Source organism: Actinomadura sp., assembly GCF_044508335.1.
Lineage (GTDB): Bacteria > Actinomycetota > Actinomycetes > Streptosporangiales > Streptosporangiaceae > Spirillospora.
This window is the reverse complement of record NZ_JBIQHY010000064.1, coordinates 14,281-35,922: the sequence shown is the minus strand read 5'-3', so window position 1 is coordinate 35,922 and position 21,642 is coordinate 14,281. Positions and strand designations below refer to the sequence as shown.

The following is a 21,642-nucleotide window of genomic DNA, read 5'->3' as shown; positions in this document are numbered from 1 at the left end:
CGATCTTCCCACTCAAACGATCAGGAAGTGGGGAAACCCAAGATCTCCTTAGATCACTGTGAGGACGAGGCCGACGAGTGTTAGGACGGATACAAGAGCGCTGACCCACGTGGGGGCGTCACCCCAATCGAGCTTTGCAATGCTGGCTGGGAGGTGCTGGAGAGGCATGGACCCAAGCATTGCCCGAAACGTAGATCAATAGGGTCCAATCCGACCAGCGTAGAACATCTGTTTGCAAACAAGATCAACACTGTCCAGGAGTGTCCCCACATACCTCCTGACCAGCGCCGCAACCTCCCGCGCGTCGACACCCAGCCAAGCCCATCGACCCTGTTGTGGCACCGCCGTTAGCAGCATCCGCTCGGATGGCGCCTGGTCCTCGGCTGCTCTCACCAGATCAGCCTTGGCCGGAGTCCGCTGCCTCTGGCGCTCGAAGGTCCCCAGAGCTGAACACCGGGCAGCCGAGCAGCTCCGCCAGGACAGTCCGCTGTCTGGCGGTCAGCTCGTTGGCGAACACCACCGCCTTAGCCTCTGTCTGGACCCGCGCGGCCACTATCTCCCGCACCTTCCCCGTGCTCATCAGCGTCCGCGACGAGTAAGGCCGATCCATGTTCGCCTTGCCGCCGGGCGCATGACCTTTCTTGTTGCCCGAGACCCCTCGACCTGTACGAACCGCCCCACGATACGACCACCGAGCTGCTCAACCTCGCTGACCAGAACACTCATGATTTCGACAAAGTCCTTCTGCTTCGCCGAGAAGAGGCCGGCGACGAGAACACCGCCTCCGTCGATCACATCCCGTGCTCCTGGCGCATGCCCCTGAAACCGACCAATTCGAGGCGGTGGCTCTGACCGGCCCCTCTGCTGCGAACGCCGCCGCACATACCTCATGAAACCAACACACTAGACATGGTGACCGCGTGTGCCCAGCGCCGACCCCACCAAGCGCGCTAGGGATCGGCTGCCCACCGACCGCCTGCTTTTCAGCTATGGCAAACATCCCTGCGTCAGGTCCTGAGCGAGGGTCTCGCGGTTCTGCAACGTCCGCTCAAACCGTGCCTTCCAGATCCCTGCGAACAACGTCGCCACCGGGACCACCACTGCGGCGGCCGTCAACCATCGCCAGTCCTTTACCCTGGCCACCGCCAGCACTCCCGGCGCCGCGACCAGCAACGCCAACGCACCCGCCAGGAAGGCCGCCCCTACAACCCGGTTACCACCCACACCTACACCCCGTATCCCCGGGCTGACTCATAGATGCCAGACTTGCAGGCGATCACCTCGAACAGACCCCTACGCACAAACGTGACCCAACCTGGCCGTGCATCGATAACGCGGGGACGTCACCCAGATCGACACCGATGAGGGGCGGCTGTATCTGGCGAAGGTGGCGGACCTGTTCTCGCCGAGGCGCAACTCCACCCTGAAGGTCGAGTTCGTCCACCGGCAGCACTTCACCACCCGAGCCGAGGCGCGCATCAAGGCCGCGACCTGGATCGCCAACTTCTACAACATCCACCGCAGGCACAGCGCCAACGACGGGCTCGCCCCGATCACCTTCGAGTGCCATATGGCAGAAGCACGGACGGCATCACCGGCCCAGCTCAGGGCTGAAGTGGCATACGCCGTCTCCACGCTTTGAGGGGCTTGACACCCACCCGCATGACCGCTGTGGTCCAAGCGATCCTCACCCTCGAATCCCAGGGCCGAGGAGAATGGAATCACCTCAACGTTCAGCGCGGAGGCCGCGCTATTCGCCCCCGAGACCGGTGAGGCCATCGGTGATAATGGTGGTGACGAGTCGCCCGTATTGGCCGTCCGGGTCGAGGTCGGGGTCGTAGATGCAGACGTCCGCTCCGACGGCGTCGGTGGCCAGCTCGCCGAGCAGCGTCACCAGGTGTTGCGGGTTCAGCCCGCCGGGATCGGGGCTGTCGACGGCGGGCATGAATTCGGGGTCGAGGACGTCGACGTCGAGGTGCAGCCAGTAGCCGTCGAGGTCGCGGGCCGTGACGGTCTGCCGGATCGCGTTCAGCGCGCCTGCCGGATCGTCGATCCATTGGCGGGCCGATATCACCGCGGGCAGTGTCCCGCGGAGTTCGTCGAGCGCGGCGTCGTCATCGCGGCACCCGGCGTGGACGGTGTGCTCGGGGGCGAAATAGGGGGCCAGGCCCTCGATGTCGGATATCGCCTCCCAGTGCAGGCCGACGGCGGCGGCGAGGTCCTCGCCCGCGAGGCTCGCGCACCTGTCCGAGTTTCCCGGGTGGCGGAAGTCGGTGTGGCCGTCGATGTGGACGAGACCGTATCTCCCTCTGCGGGCGAGCGCGACTCCGACGCCGACCAGCACGCTGCAGTCGCCGCCGAGGATGAGCGGTGCCCGTCCCCGGTCGACGATCCCGCCGACGCGGTCGGCGAGCCGGGTCGCGTGGTCGATGAGGGCGTCCTGGTTGCGCACCCTGCCTTGGCCCGCGACCCAGTCGTCGACGTACCGTCCCGGGATGACGACGCCGGCGTCCTCGGCGCCGCCGGAGAGCAGCCGAGCGTGGAGCCCGGCTTCGCGCAGGGCCTCGGGCGCCTTGGCGCAGCCCGGGACGCTGGTCTTGCGCGGCGGCCGCAGCCCGAGGTTGGAGGGGGCTGCCAGTATGGAGATCATTTCGGGTGCTCCGTCATGAGGTGCCGGGTCAGCCATTCGATCGCCATCGGGTAGCGGTACTCGATGGCGGAACGAGTCGCGTCGAACAGTCGAGGTGGTGTTGATCCTGGCGTCCGGCATCGATCCAGATGGCCCGCATCGACCTGAGGGCCTCGGCGTGGCCGGGTGCCATCCGCACAGGGGGTTGCCGCGCAGCGCCTCGCTCGCGACGACGTGCTCGTGGAGTTCCCCTTCGAGCTCGGAAGGCCACGGCACCATCCTGCCTCCCCACTCCTAATACTCCAGCGGTAAGTCGTGATCTTCAGTGTCTTCAGGTCTGTTGTCGCTGGTAATGGCATGTGCGTGCGTGGGCTTGATGGCGTCGGCGCCAGCGTGACCAGTGGCGGGTGTGTTCGACGGTTGGTGGTGGACCGGTGGTGAGCCGGGCCATCAGGCGTTGGACTTCGGCGAGGGTGAGTGGCGTCAGTTCGGGCTGGTCATGTGGGTGGGTGTGCTCGGAGACCGTGACCGCGGTCAGGAAGGCGTGGGCGAGCATGGCCAGGGTGGTCCACCGGTACCACGATCTCCAGGTGCGGGCCTGGTGCTGGTCCAGGCCGCACAGGCCCTTGCCGGCCTGGAACGCCTCCTCGATCGTCCAGCGGCGGCCCGCGACCGTGACCAGGGTCTGCAGCGGGACGGGCGCGGGGGCGTAGCAGCGGTAGAAGGCCAGCTCACCGGTGCGGCGGTTGCGGCGGACCAGCAGCCACCGGCAGCCGGGTTGCTGGTGGTCGATGCCGATCAGGGCCCAGTGGTAGAGGCGGTGGCCTTTGGCGCCGGTCCCGGCCGAGAGTGTCTGCCAGGCCCGTCTGGGCAGTGCGGCGGCGGCCTGGTCGGCGCGGCGGGTGCCGATGCCCAGGGTGACGCGGTGGCTGGAGGCGACCGCCAGCACATACCCCACGCCGCGTTGCTCCAACTCGCGGCGCAGGTCCGGGCTTTGGCCGTAGACCTCGTCGCCGGTGGCCCACCCCGCGTTCACTCCGGCGTCCAGCGCACGGGCGAGCATGCGGCGGGCCAGCTCGGGCTTGGTGGCGAAGTGCCGGTCGGTGGGCACCCCGGCCGCTTGGCGCCGGGGTGTGTCGCCGGCCCAGATGCGGGGCAGGTAGAGCTCCCGGTCGAGGAAGGCGTGCCCGGCATCGGTGGCGTAGCCCAGGAACACCGCGACCTGGCTGTTCTCGATCCGTCCGGCGGTGCCGGTGTACTGGCGCTGCACCCCGGCGCTGCAGGTGCCCTTCTTCAGATCGCCGGTCTCGTCCACCACCAGTACCGCCCCCGCCGCCCCGAGCTGCTCGGTGACATAACCGCGCAGGTCATCACGTATCTGGTCGGCGTCCCACACCGCCCGGCTCAGCAGGTACTGCATCCCGTACGGGTCGCGGTCCCCGGCGTGCTCGGCGATCGTCCAGCAGTTCTTGCGCGGCAGCTCCGCCAGCAGCCCCTCCAGCAGGCCCCGGAACCGCCGTCGTGTCTCCACCCGCTTGAACCTGCAGGCCACCCGGCCCAGCAGCTCCTCCAGCATCGTCTGCCACCGGCCAGGGTCTACGCTGGGCCCAGCGGCCACCACGCGATCTTCGGTTGTCCTCACAAACACCCATGATCACGCGGTGGCCGTCTGCATGCTCCAGCACCCCCACAAGCAAGATCACGACTTACCGCTGGAGTACTAACCGGCAAAGAAGTTAGAAGATTAATGATGTGCATATCAACCGCCGGTCGGGTTTGCTGGGAAGGTAAGAGAGCGCCAGGAGCGGGCATGCGAGAACTTCCTGCGGCGGTGCGTCCGGTCGTCGACTTCCTCAACACGATCGACGTGGAGGACGGCACCGATGTACTGCGCGACGGCCCAGAAGCCTTGGCGAACTGGCTCGTCGAGCACGGGCTGTGCGCCGCTAGACCGTCCGTGACTACGGCGGACGTCCGCGCGGCGATCGACCTGAGGCGCGGACTCCGCAGCCTGGCGCTCGCCAACAACGGAGAGCCGGTCGACGCCGAGGACGTGCAGGCCGCCCAGACCGTCCCCACAGCGCTGACGTTCAGGATGCGCCTGCCTACCGGCACGGATGCGGCAGGCCCCGACCTGCTCGCGGACGACAGCGGATCGTTCTCCGACGCCCTGGGACGGATCGCCGCCGCATACTTCACCGCGTCCGTCCGCGGCGGCTGGGCGCGGGTGCGACGCTGCCCGGCGCACGACTGCGCCTGGGTCTTCTGGGACTCCTACAAGAACGCGTCCCGGCGCTGGTGCTCGATGCGCGTGTGCGGCAACCGCGCAAAAAAGTGCGCGCGTTCAACGAACGAAGAAAGAAGCGTCCCACCAACACTCGTACGCGGTGACCTGAGCAGGGCTGACCTAGCGCTATCTTTGGTCTCAAAACGGCCAAGGAAATGTTCGTCGAACGCCGACCCGCAACCACGAAAACCGGTCCATGGAGCCCCTGCTTCACTCCCGCCGACAAACTCGCCACCATGAACATGGCCTTCCGTACCCGCTGACGTTTTCAAATCTGGCGAATAATGAGGAACGCATCGTAGGGAGTGATTCATGTTCCTGGAAACGGCAGCGCCCCCATCCGAACAGTCGGGAAGCGGTTGGACTCTGATCTTCTGGGGGCTCACCGCGCTGGCTATATCCGTCCCGATCGTCATCAACTACCGCGGCTTCGCAGACTGGTGCGCCGGGCACCGCTGGAACAGGGCACTGCACAAAACCCACCGACAGTCTGTGTTGTATCAGCGCCTTGGCGCCGCTGTTTTCACCGTGATAGGCGTCCTCGTCCTCGTCCTCGGCGTCATCGAGGTAGCCCACGGATAGTCCTGCCCCTCAGAGGCGCGACGGTGAAGACGACAAGGCGCGCGCCCGGTAGCCGGGCGTCCCTTCCCCATGGAGCTCAGTGACGGTCAGATGGGAGTGTCGTAGGGAAGGGGGCTGCGCTTGCGTCCGGCCGTCCGTCGTCGAAGGTACGGAACCCGCTTCGCAAGGCTCATCCCGCGTCAGCCGGCGGACAGCTCCGTGCATGGCGCATGTCGAGGGCCGCGAAGCTGAACAGCACCGCGACGGCGGCGCCTTCGAGGGCGAGCGCGAGCACGATGCCGGACCGGTAGCCGTACTCGTGGAACCCGAACAGGCTGGCCTGCTCGCTGATCAGCAGGCCGATGATCGTGCCCAGCGCGAACACCGCCGCCCCGAGCGCCACGAGCGCGTGCGGCGCGCGGCCGAACACGGGTAGCGACCGGACACCGGTCAACGACTGCAGCGGGCCCGCCAGGACGAGTCCCAGCACCACCGCCGCGACGAAGTTGAGCGCGAACAGGGCCCCGATGGTCGGGATGACCCGGTAATGGTTGGCGAAGTACTCGTGCAGATGGACGGCGCCGATGCCGAACAGCAGCAGCACGCCCAAGTAGCGCAGCACATGACGCAATGCGATCACCAGCCTGGGACGAGGGAGCCGCCGCTCACTCCGCTCTCGACCTGCTGGCCCTGGGGTGAGACGGCGTACCATTCGGCGCCGAACTGGGTGAGCGCCTGACCTAGGGTGTCACCGCGTCCGGTATCGGCTTGGTAGTAGTACAGCGGGTGGCCCGCGTAGACGAGCTGGCGAGGCCCCTGGGAGCGGGCGATCGTGGTGATCTGGGACCGCTGGGCGGCGCCGCCCGCCGTGGGTGGGCCCTGGGTGGTCGCCGGTGGCCAGATGGCGGCGCACGCCCCGTTGCAGTTCGACTGGTTCGGCAGGTCGGCGACGAACAGGTAAAGGGTGCGGCCCCTGCCGTCCACCAGGATCTGCCCGAGCGATCGCACCTGCTCTGTGCGGATCTCCGCCTGGCCGGGGTGCAGCGAGTTCGTCGCCATCGCGCAGCCGGCGGCCACCGTCACCAGGATGGCGACAGGCGAACCTCGGAGCCGGCCCATGCACCGACGGGGCATGTCAGTAGCCGCCGCCCGTCGACTGGATCCTGTTGCCGGACGCCGACAGCACGTACCACGCGGCGCCGAACTGGTCGAGAGCCTGCCCCTTGGTGCTTCCGGGGGTGGTGCCGTCGGGCGCGTAGAAGTAGACCGGATGCCCGCTGTAGGTGATCTGCGTGGAGCCGTCCGGACGCTTGGTGGTGCCCAGCTTCGCCGCGTCCGCCCCCGTCCCGGCGTTGGGCTTCGCCGGGGTGGTGACCGGCGGCCACACCGCCGCGCACGCCCCGGTGCAGGCCGACGTGCCGCCCTTGTCCTTCTCGAACAGGTAGACCGTCCGGCCTTGACCGTCGACCAGGATCTGCCCCAGGTTTCCCACAGTCGCCGTCTTGATCGTTTCACCGGTAGTGGCACCGGAAGGAGACTCGGACGGAGGCGAGGCCGTCGGCGCCGCCTGGGTAGGAGACGACTTGCTCCCCTCTCCTCCGCCGCCGCACCCGGCGACCGCCAGCATGACCGCCGACATGACGGCCGGCACCCCTGTGATCATTCGCGGTCGGCGCCGCCGTGTCCGTGTGGCCGTGCGGACCAGGTCGGCTACCTGCGACTCAGACATTCGCAATTCCTTCCCTCGAAACGCGAATCGGTGGGCTGATATCTCTTGCTCCTGCCGCCACATACCCCTCCGATCAGCCCGTGAACTGTCAGATCCCAGCCGTGACCTGCTCTTTTCCATGTGATCCCCGATGGTCTGCCCGCAATTCTGTGGGAATGGTGATCGATGGGGCTTTCACTCGTGCGATGGCGGAAAGGGAGGCTCGGAATGGTTCGCCGTCGCCTGTCGCCCAGGCCGCAGGCCCGGGGCGCTGGTGGCCGCGATCGGGCCTGCCGGGGCGGTGACCGCGATCGTCGAGCCCACGCGGGCGCGGCTGGAGATCGTCGAGACGGTGCTGGGCTCGGGTGCCACCCACCTGGCGAGCGGGGCGACGATGCTGCTCGGCCTGACTCTGGTCTTCGTCGGGCGGGGCGTGGCCCGGCGGCATCGCCTTGCCTGGGGCGCCGCGATCATCCTGCTGGTAGCGGCGGCGGTCGCGCTCCTGGCGATGGGCCCGAACGTGGAGGCGGCGACCTCACTCGCGGTCTGCGGTGCGCTCGTCCAGTGGGCGCCGCTCCAAGATCATCTTTACACACTTCGAGTTACAAGCTCGCGCTCATGCGGCTCGGCGAGCATCTGGGGTCTGGAGACGACAGCGGGGGCGTCTGCGTAGCTGTACTTCGCTGCTGTACCTGTTAGCAAGGAGGCCCTCTCCGGTGTCGGAGGGGGCCTTTGACGTGGGAGCCGGCGAGGGGACTTGAACCCCTAACCTTCTGTTTACAAGACAGATGCTCTGCCAATTGAGCTACGCCGGCGGGCTCGTCCCGCATCGTAGTCGACTCGGTGGGAGTTGCGCTCAGGGTGTCGGGGACAGGGGGCTCACCTGGGGGAGTAGCGGCGCAGGAGATGGTCCACGGGGGCGTCGGCGGTGGGGGACTTCGATTCGACCAGGACCAGGTCGCCGCGTTTCGGGTGGCGCGGTGGGTGCAGGCCAGGTCGGTGTCGAGGGTCACGCGGCCCTGGTGGTTCATCTCGCGCGGGGCGCTTCGAGCGCCGGATATCGCCTCCGCCCCTGACGCGTCTGCCCGCACGCCGCTTCGAGACGGGGGCGGCGGGGCCGTGCCGCAGGTTTTACGGTGGGGGTATGGGTGCGTTGGGTGTTGCCGGGCCGGGGAACGCTGAGGCTTTCCGGTGGTGGGGGCGGATGGCTCGCAATCCGCTGGAGACGTACGGCGGGCTCGCGCGGCGGTACGGGGACGCGGTGCGGGTGCCTTTCGGGTGGCGGCGGGCGTTCTACCTGCTGTCGCGGCCCGAGCACGCCGAGCGGGTGCTGGTGGCCAACCAGGACAACTATGTGAAGGCGTTCACGTACCGGCCGCTGCGGGCGGTGCTCGGGGACGGGCTGCTGACCAGTGAAGGGGACACGTGGCGGCGGCATCGGCGGCTGGTGCAGCCGGTGTTCTCGCAGCGGCACGTCGTCGGGTTCGCGTCGCAGATGGCGGAGGCGGCCGTCGGCTGCGTCGAGCGGTGGCCGGACGGGGTGACGCTCGACGCGGCGGGGGAGCTGCGGAAGCTTACGCTGGACATCGTCGGGCGGGCGCTCTTCGGGAGCGAGCTGGCCGGCGAGGCGCGCAAGACGGGGCAGGCGCTGGAGGCGCTGCAGCGGGGCGCGGTGATCGGGACGTTCCTGCCGGGCGCGACGGCGAAGCGGGGGGTGTACCGGCGGGTGCCGGGGCTCGGGGGTGCGTTGACGCATCTGGACGGGCTGGTGCGCAGGGTCGTCGAGGGCTCGGCCGGCGGGGAGATGACGGAGCTGCTGAAGGAGCGCGGCGAACTCGATCCCGAAGAGCTGCGGGACGAGGTCCTGACGCTGCTGCTGGCCGGGCACGAGACCACCGCGGCGTCGCTGGCGTGGACGCTGATGCTGCTGTCCAGGTACCCGGCGGCCAGGGACCGGCTGGAGGAGGAGGTCGACGAGGTTCTCGGCGGCCGCGAGCCCAAGGCCGAGGACGTCGATCATCTGCCCTGGACGAAGGCCGTCCTGTCGGAGGCGATGCGGCTGTACCCGCCGGCCTGGACGATCGAGCGCGACGCCGTCGGCGACGACGACGTCGCGGGGGTGCCGGTTCCGGCCGGGTCGACCATCGCCGTCCCGCCCTACCTGATCCACCGGAACGCGGACGTCTGGCCCAATCCCGAGGGGTTCCAGCCGGAACGGTTCATGGGGGAGCAGCAGCGTCCGCGGTACTCGTACCTGCCGTTCGGGGGCGGCAGGCGCATCTGCGTCGGCGCCGGGTTCGCGATGCTGGAGGCGACGCTGGTACTGGCCGCCATCAGCCGCACGCACCGGCTGGACCTCGTGCCGGGTGTCACCGTTCCGTGGCGGGCGGAGATCACATACCGCCCGGCCGGTGCGGTTCCGATGCGGGTCACGCGCAGGTGAGCCCGGACCCTTGCGGGCCCGGGCTCGGGACGGTCACGCCTTCGTGCGCGGCAGCAGGAGCGCCGGGGCCAGGGCCAGGACGGCGATGCCCAGGGCGATCCAGAAGGAGTTGCTGAACGCGATCGCCAGCTTGGGCGCCACGGACTCGCGGACCGCGTCCGGGAGCGGGCCCAGCGCGGCGAGGCCGGGGGTCTGCGCGGTGATCTCGCGTTGCAGGATCACGGCCAGCGCGGTGGTCCCGACGGACGCGCCCATCCGCTGGAGGGTGTTGATGGCGCTGGTCGCGCGGGGGATGAGGTGCTGCGGCAGCGCCTGGTAGGCGGCCGCCATCGACGGCATGATCGTCGCGCCCAGGCCGAGGCCGATGACGAACAGCGCCGCGGCCAGCACGGCCACCGAGGTGTCCGCGCCGAGCTGGGTGTAGGCGGCCGTGCCGAGCAGGCCGAGGACGATCCCGGTGGGGACGACGACGCCGGCGCCGACGCGGTCGGTGACGCGTCCCGCCAGCGGCATGGCGACGGCGGCGCCGAGCGCCTGCGGGGACAGCAGGAGCCCGGTGGCGAGCGGGCCGTGGCCGCGCACGACCTGCCAGTACAGCGGCAGCAGGACGAGGACGCCGAACAGGGCGATGGCGACGACGACGTTGGTGACCGCGGCGGCGGCGAAGCCGCGGTGCCGGAACAGGGCGATGTCGATCAGCGCGGAGCGCCCCCGGGCGTGCACCGCGTACAGCGCGATCAGCAGGGCGGCGGCGCCGACGAACGCCCAGGTGCGCGGCGAGTCCAGCCCTCCGGGACGTCCCGCCTCGGTGGTGCCGTAGACGAACAGGGTCACGCCGCCGCAGAGCAGCAGCAGCCCCCGGACGTCCAGCGAGGCGGGGCGGGGCGCCGAGCGGGGCAGCAGGCGCAGCGCGGCGACGACGGCGATCGCGCCCAGCGGCAGGTTCGCGAAGAAGATCCAGCGCCAGCCGAGGGACGAGATGATCAGCCCGCCGACGATGGGGCCGGCGACGGAGCCGAGCAGCATGGGCAGGCCGATGAAGCCCATCACGCGTCCCATCCGGGCGGGGCCGGCGGCCTGCGCGAGGATCGTCTGCGCGACCGGGATGATCATTCCACCGCCGACGCCCTGCACGACCCGGAACGCGATCAGCGCGGGCATCGACCAGGCGAGGCCGGAGAGCGCGGAGCCGGCCAGGAACAGCAGCAGCGCGGTGATCCAGACGCGGCGGGCCCCGTACCGCTCGGTGGCCCAGCCGGTGACCGGGATGACGGCGGCGAGACCCAGCATGTAGCCGGTCAGCACCCATTGGACGGATGTGATGGAGGCGCCGAAGCCGGCGGCGAGCGTGCGGGTGGCGACGTTCACGGCGGTCGCGTCGACGATCGACATGATCGCGCCGAGGACGACCACGACGCCGAGCGTGACGAGCCCGCGGTCGAGTTTCTGGGACGGGGCGGCTGGAGCGGCGGTGAGCGCAGTCATGGCGGTTTCCTCGCATTTCAGGTCGGACGGGTTTCGTCAGGCGGGCCGGATGTTGTGGTTGCGGTGGAACACGTTCTGCGGGTCGTAGGCGCGCTTGACCTCGCGCAGCCGCCGGAAGTCGTCCGGCGTGTAGGCGGTGGCCGTCCGCGACGTGTCGTGCAGGAAGTTCAGGAACGAGCCGCCCGTCGCGTAGGGCGCGAGGGCCGCGTCGTCGCCGGCGGTGCCGTCGACGGTGAGCGAGAAGGGGACGTCGCGGTGCCCGACGGGCCCGGCGTCCGGCGCGGGGCGGGCCATCGCGCCGCCCCAGTGCTTCACCTCGATCCCGGACGCGGCGCTGCCGGCGATCGCGGCGATCAGCGGGTCGGGCAGGTCGGCGCAGAGGTGGAAGTGGTGGGGCGGCGTGCCGCCGAGCGACTCGGTCTCGGCGTACGGCATCGTCCGGAAGTCGTCCTGGAGGGGCGGCCCGCCGGATTCGCGCAGTGAGCGCAGCGCCCGCGCGCCGTCCTCGGCGGAGCCCGCGTAGACCCCGCGGACGGCGACGACCCGGCCGTGGCGGGCGTGGTCCGTGACCGCCACCGAGACGGACAGCGCGTCGGGACGCGCGTCCGCCTCGTCCCGGAACCGGGTGAGGACGTCGGCGGCCCGCTCGATCGGGAACAGCGCGACCCCGCCGTACACCGTGGAGACCGGGTGCAGGCGGAACTCCAGCGACGTCACGACGCCGAAGTTGCCGCTGCCGCCGCGCAGCGCCCAGAACAGGTCGGGGTTGCGGCCGGCGTCGGCGGTCAGGTGCCGGCCGTCGGCGGTGACGATCCGGGCGCGCAGCAGGTTGTCGGCTGCGTACCCGTACCGGCGGGCCAGCCAGCCGACGCCGCCGCCGAGCGTGTAGCCGGTGACGCCGACGGACGCGTGCGAGCCGGACAGCGGGGCGAGCCCGAGCGGCGCGGCGGCGGCGATGACGTCGCTCCAGCGGGCGCCGGCGCCGGCGCGGGCGACGCGGCGGGACGGGTCGACGAGCACGCCGGACATGCGGGACGTCTTCAGCAGCAGCCCCTCGTCCGGCGGGACGACCGTGCCGTGCCCGGTGGCCTGGACGGTCAGCGGCAGCCCCCGGTCGCGGGAGGCGATGATCGCGGCGCGGACGTCGGCCGGCCCGGCGGCGTCGACGGTGAGCAGGTCGGAGGTGCGGGTCGCGGTGGCGGCCGAGGCGGTCATGATCTCTTCCTTCCGGAGGTTTTTTCTCCACTTACCTGCCACGCTAGCACCGAGCGGAGGATTTGTCTCCACTTATCTCCGAGAATCTTCGGGGCGCCGGCCGCGCGCCCGGTCGTATAAATAGTCAAGATTCGTGATAGTTAATGATCCTGACTAAAATGCAAGGGGAGGAGAAACCTCCACATGCTTGCTATGGTCGGGACCATGAAGTCCAAGGAGCGTCCGCTGCGCGCCGACGCGCGCGACAACCGGAACCGGATCATCGCCGCGGCCGCGGAGGTCTTCGTCGAGCAGGGGCCGGGGGCGCCGCTGGAGGAGATCTCCAAGCGGGCCGGCACCGGCATCGCCACGCTCTACCGGCGCTTCCCCGACAGGAAGGCCCTGACGAGAGCCGTCGCCCTGGACGCCCTGGAGCGCACCACCGCGGAGGTCAAGCGCGCGCGGGACGAGGAGCCGACGGCGTTCGCGGCCCTCGCCCGCTACATGCACCGCGTCCTGGACATCCGCATCGGCGCGGTCTTCCCCGTCCTCCTGGAGGAGATCCCGTTCGAGGACGAGGAGATCGCCGCCGTCCGGGCCGACGGCATCGCCGTCATGCAGGACCTGGTCGCCACCGCGCAGCGGGACGGCGACCTCCGGCCGGACGTCACCCACGGGGACCTCGGGATGCTGCTCGTCCGGCTGTCCCGCCCGCTGCCCGGCCCGCTGCCCAAGGAACTCGGCGAGGAACTGGCCCACCGGCACCTCGACGTCGTCATCGACGGCCTCCGCGCTTCCGCCGCCGCGCCGGGCGCGCTCGGCGGGCCGGCGCTGACGTTCCGCGACCTCGACTCCATGGGAGACGTCGGCCCAGGTGAGAGCCCCTCCTGAGCGGGCACGGGGAGGGTATGAACATCACCGGAATCATCAGCGCGCTCATCATCGGGGCGATCATCGGGGCGCTGGGCCGGCTGCTGCTGCCCGGCCGCCAGCCGATCGGCGTCATCATGACCGTCCTCATCGGCATGGCCGCGGCGCTCATCGGGACGGGGATCGCGCAGATCGTCGGCGTGCGGACGACCTCGGGGATCGACTGGATCGAGCTGGTCCTCCAGATCGGCCTGGCGGTGCTCGGCGTCGCGATCGTCGCCGGCCTCCGCGCCCGCCGCGGCCACCGCCGCGCCCCCCGCTGACCGCCCCGGCCGGCGGCGCGGCGCAGCGGCCGAAAGGAGGCATTCGACCGCCGCACCGGCGGCTCCTACCGGTTCCTCTACGCGGTCGCTCAGGACCGTGCGCGCGGCCTGCTGAAGTACGACCTCGCCCGGGGAGCCGTGCGCACGGCGGGGCGTGGATTCCCGGCGAGGCCGTCTTCGTCCCCCGCACCGCGGACGGGGACGGAGACGGGGACGGAGACGGGGACGAGGACGGGGGCTGGCTGCTGACGATCGTCGCGCACGCGCGCGGAGGACCGTCCCGGCTGGTGGTCCTCGACGCCCGCGGCCTGTCGGTCACCGCCCAGGTCCACCTGCCGCGACGCGTTCCCCTGGGTTTCCACGGCGCGTGGATCCCGGACCACCATCTCGTCAAAAAGGGGTCGCGAGGGATGAATCTCTGATCTCATAGTGCACTCGAACGGATGCGTAGCGTCACGTCGGGTCATGGGGAGGCCAGATGGTGGGGGGACTTGCGCCGGTGGCGGGGTACGAGCGGTTCCTGCTGCTCAGGAAGAGGTTCCGGCGGGCGGCGGCGGTGCTCGCGGCCGTCTTCCTCGGGTGGTATTTCGTCTATATCGGGCTGTCCGCGTTCGCCCGGGGGTTCATGGCGCGGACCGTGGTCGGGCACGTGAACGTCGCGCTGCTGCTCGGCCTGCTGCAGTTCGCCTCGACGTTCGCGCTGGCGTGCGGCTACGCGGTCTACGCGCGGCGGCGGCTCGACCCGCTGGCCGGTGAGCTGCGGTGACGGGCGGGACGCTGACGTTCGGGCTCTTCGTCGCGTTCATCCTGATCACGTTAGGCATCACGATCTGGGCGCGGGTGAACACGCGGGGCGCCGACGACTTCTACGCGGGCGGCCGGACGTTCTCCGGCGCGCAGAACGGGGTCGCGCTCGCCGGCGACTACATGTCGGCGGCGTCCTTCCTCGGCATCGCCGGGATCATCGCGCTGAACGGATACGACGGGCTCCTGTACTCCATCGGCTTCCTGGTGGCGTGGCTGCTCGCGCTGCCGCTGGTCGAGCTGGTGCGCAACGCGGGCCGGTTCACGATGGGGGACGTCCTGGCGCGGCGGGTGCGGCGGCAGGCGCCGGTCCGGCGGGCCGCGGCCGTGTCCACCGTGACGGTGTCGGTGTTCTACCTGCTCGCCCAGATGGTGGGCGCGGGGGCGCTGGTCTCGCTGCTGCTCGGCATCCACCGGGGCGAGCGGTTCCTCGGCATGGACGCCGGCACCGCGAAGACCGTCACGATCGTCGTGGTGGGCGCGCTGATGATCTTCTATGTGGCGTTCGGCGGGATGAAGGCGACGACCTGGGTGCAGATCATCAAGTCGGCGCTGCTGATGGCGGGGGCGGTCGTGCTGACCGCGCTCGTCCTCGGCCGGTTCGGGTTCGACCTCAGCGCGCTGCTCGGATCCGCCGCCGACGCCAGCGGCAAGGGCGAGGCGTTCCTGCGCCCCGGCCAGCGCTACGGGCAGGACGTCCCCGGCGACGCCTACCGGACGATCGTCAACAAGCTCGACTTCATCAGTCTGGCGCTGGCGCTCGTGCTCGGCACCGCCGGGCTGCCGCACATCGTCAGCCGGTTCTTCGCCGTCCCGGACGGGCGCGCCGCCCGGACCTCGGTGTCCTGGGCGATCGGCCTCGTCGGCGTCTTCTACCTGATGACGCTCGCGCTCGGCTTCGGCGCCGCCGCCCTCGTCGGACGGCAGGCGATCGTCGCGCAGGACCCGTCCGGCAACACGGCGGCGCCGCAGCTCGCGCAGGCCGTCGGGGAGCACGTCGGCGGCCGCCTCGGCGGCGACGTCATGCTGGCGTTCATCGGCGCGGTGGCGTTCGCGACGATCCTCGCGGTCGTGTCGGGGCTCGTGCTGGCGTCGTCGACGTCGCTCGCGCACGACTACTTCGGCCAGGTGCTGATGCTCGGCCGCCCGCGCGAGTCGCAGGAGGTGGCGGTGGCGCGGTTCGCGTCGTTCCTCGTCGGCGCGCTCGCGATCGTCCTCGCGGTGGTCGCCCGCAACCTGAACGTGGCGTTCCTGGTCGCGCTGGCGTTCGCGATGGCCGCGGCGGCGAACGTCCCGGCGATCGTGCTGGCGCTGTTCTGGCGGCGGTTCAACTCCGCCGGGGTCGTCGCCGGGATCTACGGCGGGCTCGTCAGCTCGCTGGTGCTGGTGGTCTTCTCGCCCGTCGTCTCCGGGAAGGTCGATCCGGTGACGGGGGAGAGCCGGTCGCTGTTCCCGGCGGGCGTCGACTTCCACCTGTTCCCGCTGGAGAACCCGGGGCTCGTGTCGATCCCGATCGGGTTCGCGTGCGCGGTCGCCGGGACGCTCCTCGGGCGCGACAAGGCCGACGCCGAACGCTACGACGACCTGTCGGTCCGCGCGCTCACCGGGGCCGGCGCGCACTGACCCGCGGCCGGGCCACACGGCGGGGCCACACGGCGGGCGCACCGACGCTCGGCTCCGCGGGCCGGGTGACTTTCCGTCGCGCCACCGGTTACCGATGAGTAGACGGCGGCCGGCGGGGAAGTGCGCGGGGGAAGATCCACACTGTCCGGGGCCGTGCCCTAATGTGCCGAGTGCCCTGGCGGGATGCGGTTCGCGTGGCAGAATGTCACCCGCCGTGAAGCGCGGCGGTGTGCCGGAGGGAGGTGCGGCGGCGTGTCCGAAGCCGGTCGGCGCCGTCCGGGGCGCGCCCGTCCGGCCCTTGCCGCGCACCGGCTCGGCGCCAGGGCGACCGCGGCCCTCACCGCCGTCGCGCTGGGCGCGGCGGTGGCCGTGCCGGCGGCGATGATGTCCGGCGGGGAGCAGGCGAGCCGGCAGGCCGTCCGCGGCGCGTCCGCCGGGACGCTGGTCAACGCGCGCACCGACCAGATCCGCGGGCGCGAGTGGCACCTGAAGGCCCTGCACGCCCAGAAGGCGTGGAAGTACTCCAAGGGGCGCGGCGTCACCGTCGCCGTCCTCGACACCGGCGTCGACGCGAACCACCCCGACCTCACCGGCCACGTGATCAGCGGCCCGGACCTCACCGGCGGCGTCCGCCGCCCCGGCACCCGCTACTGGGGCCTGCACGGGACGTCGATGGCCAGCATCATCTCGGGCCACGGCCACGGCCCCGGCCAGTCGCAGGGGATGCTGGGCGTCGCGCCGCTCAGCCACATCCTGTCCGTGCGCGTCACGTTGGAGAACGACGACCCGCTGCGGCGCGACGGGCAGCAGCAGAACGGCGCCGGCGAGCACGACGCCGTCGCCCAGGGCATCCGCTACGCGGTCGACCACGGCGCCGGCATCATCAACATGTCGCTCGGCGGCGGGCGCCAGTTCTACAACGGCACGGCGGCGCAGGAGAGCGCGATCAAGTACGCGCTGTCCAAGAACGTCGTGCTGATCGCGTCCGCGGGCAACGACGGTTCCGGCGCCAACCGCAAGAACTTCCCCGCCGCGTACCCGGGCGTGATCGCGGTCGGCGCCCTCGACCGCCGGCTGCGCCTGTGGAAGGACAGCAACCGCCGCTCCCACGCCGCCCTCTGCGCGCCCGGCGTGGACATCGTCAGCGCGGACGCCAGCAACGGCTACGTCGTCGGGACGGGCACGAGCGCGTCGTCGGCGATGGTCGCCGGGGTCGCCGCGCTCGTCCGGTCCCGCTACCCGAAGCTGACGCCGGCGGAGGTCAGGCAGGTGCTCATCCAGGGCTCCCCGGCCCGCCGCGGCCATCCGACCGGCTCGCCCACCTGCCGCGGGACGGTCGACGCGCTGCGCACCCTGTACGCCGCGCACGAGATCAACAAGACGTCCGCGGGGCCGGTGGAGACGCAGCCGCCCTCCCCGGCGCCCGCGCCGACCCCGGCCGCCGCGCTGCCCGAGCGCGACTCCGGCGTCCTGCTCCCGCTCGTCCTCGGCGGGGGCGGGCTGCTCGTCGTCCTCGGGCTCGTGCTCGGCTGGCGGCAGCGGCGCCGCCCGGAGGACGACACCGAGGAGACCGAGGACGTCCCCGAGTACGGCCTGCCGTCCGCTCCGGCGGTGCCGCGCGAGCCCGCCGCGGTCGCGTCCGGCCCGCCCGCCGGGGAACCGGGCATGGCGCCGGTCAACGTGCCGCTGTGGCAGAACACGCAGGCGTATCAGGGGCCGCCCTTCGACCTTCCGCCCGCCGTCCCCGATGACGGCGCGCCGCCGGAATCCGAGCCTGCGGCCACGTCGACCTGGGACGCGGGGACGTCCTCGTGGGGCTCCGACACCTCCGCGTGGGATTCCGACGCGGGCGCGTCCTCGTGGGATACGGAGGCGGGCACCGAGCCCGACGCCCCCGAGGAGCCGCTGCCGCCGCCGATCGAGCCGAAGCAGCCGCCGATGGTGCCGCACGAGCTGCGCCCGTTCGTCCCCGGCGAGCACGCGTCCAACGGGACGAACGGTCACGGGTCCGGCAACGGGCACGATGTGCTCAACGGCCACGACCTGCTGAACGGCCACGGTGCGGGCAGCGGCCGCCACGCCGCCGACGTGGACGGCGCCGCCGCGGAGGACGCGCCGCCCCTCGATGACGACGACTGGGAGGCGTTCCGGCGCGGCGCCCTCGACCTCCCCGATCCGGGGACGACGGCCCCGCTCGCCCCGGAACCGCCCGCCGTACCTCCCATGGACGAGGCGGCCGCGGACGCGTTCCCGGCCGATGAGGAGCCGCCGCCGGGGCCCGTCCAGCCGGACGACCAGGCCAGCGACGACCCGCACGGACGGCGCTCGCGGCACGCCCGCCCGGCCGAGGACGAGGACTACCGGCCGCCCTGGTGGTGACCGCGCCCGCCGCCGCGGTACTCCGCCGGGCGTAGCGCGAGTGCCTCCGGCCAGACGATGCGGGCCCCCGTACCCGTCGCCGAGCATCGACGTATCCGCACACAGGAAGGGTCGATGAACCATGTTGACGACGTTGGCGACGCAGGCCGCGGCGATGCACCCCGGCGGCTGGCACGACGGGGACGCGCCCGCCTTCTGGCCGGTCTTCCCGATCACGTTCGGGCTGTTCTGGCTGGCCGTGCTGGGGGCGGCCTTCTATCTGATCCGCCGCAGGATGAACGCCACCGCCTCGGCGGCCGCGGCGGCGGCCGACCCGATGGCGAAGGCGCGCTCCGTCCTCGCCGAGCGGTTCGCCCGGGGCGAGATCGACGAGGAGGAGTACCTCATGCGCGTCTCCACCCTCCGCAACGGCGACTGACCGCGCCCGCGGCGCGGAATGAACCCGCTGAGAACTGACCACCGCCGCGAACCGGGCGGTGGTCAGTGCTGTGCCGGGGGCGGCCCGGCGTCCCCGGCGCAGGCCGGCCGCCGGGAGTCAGTCGGCGGCGGCCTCTTCGAAGATGCGGCCGATGCCGTCCGAATACTCCGGTGCCCGGGCGGCCGCGTCGGCGAAGCGGGTGAGCAGCCGGGCGAACTCGGCGCGCTCCTCCGCCGTCCAGCCGGCCATGAGGGCGTCCAGGTAGGCGCGGCGGGAGCGGTCGGAGACCCGTTTGACGCGCCGCCCGGCCTCGGTCAGCCCGAGGTTGGCGCGGCGTGCGTCGATGGGGGACGGGCGGCGCGACACCAGCCCGGCGTCGATCGCGTGGCCCACCAGTCGGCTCGCGGTGGACGGGTCGATCTCCAGCCGCTCCGCGACGGCGCCGACCGTCACCTCGCGCCGCCGCGCGGCGCACTCCGGCCTCTCGGCGGCGGCGGTGAGGGCGGCGACGGCGTTCACCACCATGAGGTTGGACAGCTGCAGCGGCCGTCCGTCCGGCCCGGCGGACGTCTGGGCGCGGATCCGCTTCATCAGGTCGGGCTTCGCCCACACGCGGCGCAGATGGAACAGCGCCGTCGCGATCTCGGTGAGGGCGGGGTCGCCCGGACCCTCGCGCGGCACCGGTGCGTCCGGCTCGGCGGGCCGTCCCGCGGCGGGGGTCTCCGTCGCCATGCAGGGTCTCCGTTCGCGTGTCGGGCGCCGGACGTTGCGAACTCCTCACTCTAACGCATGTAGTGTGCACATGTCTGGGACTCTCGGGACATGCGTTCGCGATGAGACACACGGTGCGAAAGAGCCGCAGGTGAAGCGGGATGTGATGCACTGAACCACCGGCCGCCGTTCCCCGGGAACCGCCGGAACTTGTCGGCCCGGACGCGTAGCATGGCACCCGCCCGAACCCGGACGAGCCGGGATCAGTAACCACAGAGGGGACCTGATGCGAGCGGCGAGCGCCCCCGACGGGCCCCGAGGTGACGGCCCCCCACAGGACGGAAGCATGGACGATGGCCGACCCCCGCGACCCCTGACCGAAGACGAGGGCGGTGCCGACGACGCCGCCTTCCCCGCCGGCCACCTCTCCGAGCGCGAACGGCGGATCCTCGCCTTCGAGCGGCAGTGGTGGAAGTATGCCGGAGCCAAGGAGCAGGCCATCCGCGAGCTGTTCGACATGTCGGCGACGCGGTACTACCAGCTCCTGAACATCCTGATCGACCGACCCGAGGCGCTCGAGTGCGATCCCATGCTCGTCAAGCGCCTCCGCCGGATGCGGTCACAGCGGCAGCGCAGCCGCGCCGCGCGCCGACTCGGCATCCGGCCGTGACCCCAGCACACTGGGGCACGTGACTTCTCCCCGCTCCGCGACGGCCGTCGGCGCCGGCGGCCTCGACGCCATCCGCAAGAACCCGGCCGGGGCCGTGCTCGGCTTCGACTTCGACGGCACGCTCGCGCCCATTGTGGACGATCCGGCCTCGGCCAGGGCCCATCCCGGCGCGGCCCCGGCCCTCGCCCGGCTGGCCCCGCTGGTCGGCTCGCTGGTGATCATCACGGGCCGTCCCGCCGCGACGGCCGTCGAGTACGGCGGCTTCGAGGGCATCGACGGGCTCGTCGTCCTCGGGCAGTACGGGCTCGAACGCTGGGAGTCGGGCGAGCTGACCGTGCCGGAGCCGCCGCCCGGCGTCGCCGAGGCGCGCGCGAAGCTGCCCGGCGTCCTCGCGGCCGCGGGCGCGCCGCCCGAGACGTACGTCGAGGACAAGGGGCAGGCGCTCGCCGTGCACACCCGGCGCTGCGCCGAGCCGGAGGTCGCGCTCGAACGGCTGCGGAGCATCCTCGCCGCGCTCGCCGAGCGGACCGGGCTCACCGTGGAGCCGGGGCGGCTCGTCCTCGAACTGCGGCCGCCCGGCATGGACAAGGGGAGGGCGCTGCGCTCGTTCGTGGACGGCCTCGGCTTCCGTCCCTCCGCGGTGCTGTTCGCGGGGGACGACCTCGGCGACCTGGCCGCCTTCGACGCCATCGAGGAACTGCGCGCGGAGGGGGTGCCGGGCGTGCTGGTGTGCAGCGGGTCCGCCGAGGTGACGGCGCTGGCCGAGCGGGCCGACCTGGTGGTCGACGGTCCGGACGGGGTGGTCGGCCTGATGGGCGAGCTGCTGGATTTCCCGCCCTGATCAGCGCCGTGCCGCCGGCCGAGTGAGCCGTGTTGTCGGCCGAGTGACAAGAGTTCCGGATACGTTTATCGGATCTCGCGTGACTCTGGGGGTGCAGGTGGACCCGGAGTCCAATTGCGCCAAAATATGGTGAATTGCGGTAAGAGTGGTGCAGGGGGAGCCGCACGACATGGGGAGGCTTGATGGTGGAGAGGGGTTCGGGAGCCCCGCGCCGTCCTGACGACATCAGGCATGCGCCCGCGCACGACCTCCCCAAGGCCACGCCCCGGGAGGGGACGCCCGTCCAGCCGGCGGGCGCGCCCATCCCGCCGGGCGCGCCCATCCCGCCGGGCGCACCGACGCGCCCCATCGTCCAGTCGCCCCCGTCCGGCGAGGCGCCCCCGCGCGTGTGGGGCACGCCCCCGCCGCGTGCCCCCGCCGGCCCCGGCGTGCCGCAACCCCCCGGCCTCCCGCAGACCGTCCGCCTGCCTCGGTCCGGCACGCCCCCGGAGCAGACCGCCCCGCCGGCCGACCTGTCGCAGACGGGCGGCTGGCCGCGTGTCGAAGCCCAGCCGGGCGGTGCTCCGCCATCGAGGGCGGCCGGCGCCGCACCGCCGCCCGACTTGCCGCAGCCGGGCGGCCGGCCTCGCGGTGAAGGCTCACCGCAGCCGGGCGGTTCCGCATCCGGGACGGCCGGCGAGGTGGAGGGCGCGGCGG

24 protein-coding genes and 1 tRNA gene are annotated in these 21,642 nt (G+C 71.6%); 14 read left to right on the top strand and 11 right to left on the bottom strand.

All coding sequences use genetic code 11. From position 1 onward, the window contains the following. Positions 1–397: 397 nt before the first annotated feature. On the bottom strand, positions 398–580 hold the full coding sequence (locus ACIWVC_RS21240) for a hypothetical protein (protein ID WP_396454460.1): 183 nt from the start codon (positions 578–580) through the stop codon (positions 398–400). Further along, entirely contained in the window at positions 580–795 is a 216-nt protein-coding gene (locus tag ACIWVC_RS21235) for a hypothetical protein (RefSeq protein ID WP_396454459.1), read from the bottom strand. The genes ACIWVC_RS21240 and ACIWVC_RS21235 overlap by 1 nt, the downstream gene beginning before the upstream one ends. Positions 796–1,387: 592 nt before the next feature. Here ACIWVC_RS21235 and ACIWVC_RS21230 point away from each other — a divergent pair. Continuing rightward, on the top strand, positions 1,388–1,642 hold the full coding sequence (locus ACIWVC_RS21230; protein WP_396454458.1) for an IS3 family transposase: 255 nt from the start codon (positions 1,388–1,390) through the stop codon (positions 1,640–1,642). A 108-nt stretch (positions 1,643–1,750) separates the two neighbouring features. Here the strand turns inward: ACIWVC_RS21230 and ACIWVC_RS21225 are convergent, their stop codons facing one another. Both ACIWVC_RS21225 and ACIWVC_RS21220 read right to left on the bottom strand, forming a co-directional pair. After that, the gene (locus tag ACIWVC_RS21225) at positions 1,751–2,650 is read right to left on the bottom strand and encodes an arginase family protein (protein ID WP_396454457.1); all 900 of its coding nucleotides are present in this window, start codon (positions 2,648–2,650) and stop codon (positions 1,751–1,753) included. A 310-nt stretch (positions 2,651–2,960) separates the two neighbouring features. Beyond that, positions 2,961–4,205, bottom strand: coding sequence for an IS701 family transposase (locus ACIWVC_RS21220; protein ID WP_396454461.1), 1,245 nt, complete (start codon positions 4,203–4,205; stop codon positions 2,961–2,963). A gap of 234 nt (positions 4,206–4,439) precedes the next feature. Here ACIWVC_RS21220 and ACIWVC_RS21215 point away from each other — a divergent pair, with 234 nt between their 5' ends. Then, positions 4,440–5,156: a CGNR zinc finger domain-containing protein gene (locus ACIWVC_RS21215; protein WP_396450352.1), complete on the top strand. Its 717-nt coding sequence runs from the start codon at positions 4,440–4,442 to the stop codon at positions 5,154–5,156. A 72-nt stretch (positions 5,157–5,228) separates the two neighbouring features. Next, positions 5,229–5,498, top strand: a complete 270-nt coding sequence (locus tag ACIWVC_RS21210) for a hypothetical protein (protein ID WP_396450350.1) — start codon at positions 5,229–5,231, stop codon at positions 5,496–5,498. A 169-nt stretch (positions 5,499–5,667) separates the two neighbouring features. On the opposite strand, the gene ACIWVC_RS21205 is transcribed toward ACIWVC_RS21210, so the two are convergent. The 3 genes from ACIWVC_RS21205 to ACIWVC_RS21195 are packed head-to-tail and all read right to left on the bottom strand — an operon-like array spanning position 5,668 to position 6,969. Beyond that, entirely contained in the window at positions 5,668–6,099 is a 432-nt protein-coding gene (locus tag ACIWVC_RS21205) for a hypothetical protein (protein ID WP_396450348.1), read from the bottom strand. A 14-nt stretch (positions 6,100–6,113) separates the two neighbouring features. Continuing rightward, entirely contained in the window at positions 6,114–6,554 is a 441-nt protein-coding gene (locus ACIWVC_RS21200; protein WP_396450346.1) for a hypothetical protein, read from the bottom strand. A 58-nt stretch (positions 6,555–6,612) separates the two neighbouring features. Then, a complete protein-coding gene (locus ACIWVC_RS21195) occupies positions 6,613–6,969 on the bottom strand; it encodes a hypothetical protein (protein WP_396450344.1) in 357 nt (118 codons plus the stop codon). 490 nt (positions 6,970–7,459) lie between these two features. Between ACIWVC_RS21195 and ACIWVC_RS21190 the strand changes: the two genes are divergently transcribed. Continuing rightward, on the top strand, positions 7,460–7,858 hold the full coding sequence (locus ACIWVC_RS21190; RefSeq protein WP_396450342.1) for a hypothetical protein: 399 nt from the start codon (positions 7,460–7,462) through the stop codon (positions 7,856–7,858). Between the two features lie 69 nt (positions 7,859–7,927). Here the strand turns inward: ACIWVC_RS21190 and ACIWVC_RS21185 are convergent. Then, positions 7,928–8,000 (bottom strand) — tRNA-Thr (locus ACIWVC_RS21185). Between the two features lie 389 nt (positions 8,001–8,389). Between ACIWVC_RS21185 and ACIWVC_RS21180 the strand changes: the two genes are divergently transcribed. Then, the gene (locus ACIWVC_RS21180; protein WP_396450340.1) at positions 8,390–9,628 is read left to right on the top strand and encodes a cytochrome P450; all 1,239 of its coding nucleotides are present in this window, start codon (positions 8,390–8,392) and stop codon (positions 9,626–9,628) included. Positions 9,629–9,661: 33 nt separating this feature from the next. On the opposite strand, the gene ACIWVC_RS21175 is transcribed toward ACIWVC_RS21180, so the two are convergent. Both ACIWVC_RS21175 and ACIWVC_RS21170 read right to left on the bottom strand, forming a co-directional pair. After that, complete coding sequence (locus ACIWVC_RS21175) at positions 9,662–11,113, bottom strand: DHA2 family efflux MFS transporter permease subunit (protein WP_396450338.1); 1,452 nt, start codon at positions 11,111–11,113, stop codon at positions 9,662–9,664. Between the two features lie 36 nt (positions 11,114–11,149). Beyond that, a complete protein-coding gene (locus ACIWVC_RS21170) occupies positions 11,150–12,328 on the bottom strand; it encodes an FAD-binding oxidoreductase (RefSeq protein ID WP_396450337.1) in 1,179 nt (392 codons plus the stop codon). A 204-nt stretch (positions 12,329–12,532) separates the two neighbouring features. Here ACIWVC_RS21170 and ACIWVC_RS21165 point away from each other — a divergent pair, with 204 nt between their 5' ends. The 7 genes from ACIWVC_RS21165 to ACIWVC_RS21135 all read left to right on the top strand — a co-directional run bounded on the left by ACIWVC_RS21165 (position 12,533) and on the right by ACIWVC_RS21135 (position 18,724). Next, the gene (locus ACIWVC_RS21165; RefSeq protein ID WP_396450335.1) at positions 12,533–13,198 is read left to right on the top strand and encodes a TetR/AcrR family transcriptional regulator; all 666 of its coding nucleotides are present in this window, start codon (positions 12,533–12,535) and stop codon (positions 13,196–13,198) included. Positions 13,199–13,215: 17 nt separating this feature from the next. After that, a complete protein-coding gene (locus ACIWVC_RS21160; RefSeq protein WP_396450333.1) occupies positions 13,216–13,500 on the top strand; it encodes a GlsB/YeaQ/YmgE family stress response membrane protein in 285 nt (94 codons plus the stop codon). Further along, positions 13,401–13,922, top strand: a complete 522-nt coding sequence (locus ACIWVC_RS21155) for a carotenoid oxygenase family protein (RefSeq protein WP_396450353.1) — start codon at positions 13,401–13,403, stop codon at positions 13,920–13,922. The genes ACIWVC_RS21160 and ACIWVC_RS21155 overlap by 100 nt, the downstream gene beginning before the upstream one ends. A gap of 56 nt (positions 13,923–13,978) precedes the next feature. After that, on the top strand, positions 13,979–14,266 hold the full coding sequence (locus ACIWVC_RS21150; protein WP_396450332.1) for a DUF485 domain-containing protein: 288 nt from the start codon (positions 13,979–13,981) through the stop codon (positions 14,264–14,266). Beyond that, positions 14,263–15,927: a cation acetate symporter gene (locus ACIWVC_RS21145; RefSeq protein WP_396450330.1), complete on the top strand. Its 1,665-nt coding sequence runs from the start codon at positions 14,263–14,265 to the stop codon at positions 15,925–15,927. The genes ACIWVC_RS21150 and ACIWVC_RS21145 overlap by 4 nt, the downstream gene beginning before the upstream one ends. Before the next feature lie 252 nt (positions 15,928–16,179). Beyond that, positions 16,180–18,306: a S8 family serine peptidase gene (locus ACIWVC_RS21140; protein WP_396450328.1), complete on the top strand. Its 2,127-nt coding sequence runs from the start codon at positions 16,180–16,182 to the stop codon at positions 18,304–18,306. A gap of 121 nt (positions 18,307–18,427) precedes the next feature. Continuing rightward, positions 18,428–18,724, top strand: coding sequence for an SHOCT domain-containing protein (locus ACIWVC_RS21135; protein WP_396450326.1), 297 nt, complete (start codon positions 18,428–18,430; stop codon positions 18,722–18,724). Positions 18,725–18,841: 117 nt separating this feature from the next. Here ACIWVC_RS21135 and ACIWVC_RS21130 read toward each other — a convergent pair whose 3' ends face one another. Beyond that, positions 18,842–19,456, bottom strand: a complete 615-nt coding sequence (locus ACIWVC_RS21130; protein ID WP_396450325.1) for a MarR family winged helix-turn-helix transcriptional regulator — start codon at positions 19,454–19,456, stop codon at positions 18,842–18,844. 325 nt (positions 19,457–19,781) lie between these two features. On the opposite strand from ACIWVC_RS21130, the gene ACIWVC_RS21125 reads away from it, so the two are divergent. Then, positions 19,782–20,105 carry a DUF3263 domain-containing protein gene (locus ACIWVC_RS21125; RefSeq protein ID WP_396450323.1) on the top strand — a complete coding sequence of 108 codons (324 nt, stop codon included), beginning with the start codon at positions 19,782–19,784 and terminating at the stop codon, positions 20,103–20,105. Positions 20,106–20,124: 19 nt separating this feature from the next. Continuing rightward, on the top strand, positions 20,125–20,946 hold the full coding sequence (gene otsB, locus ACIWVC_RS21120; RefSeq protein ID WP_396450321.1) for a trehalose-phosphatase: 822 nt from the start codon (positions 20,125–20,127) through the stop codon (positions 20,944–20,946). Positions 20,947–21,642: the final 696 nt, after the last annotated feature.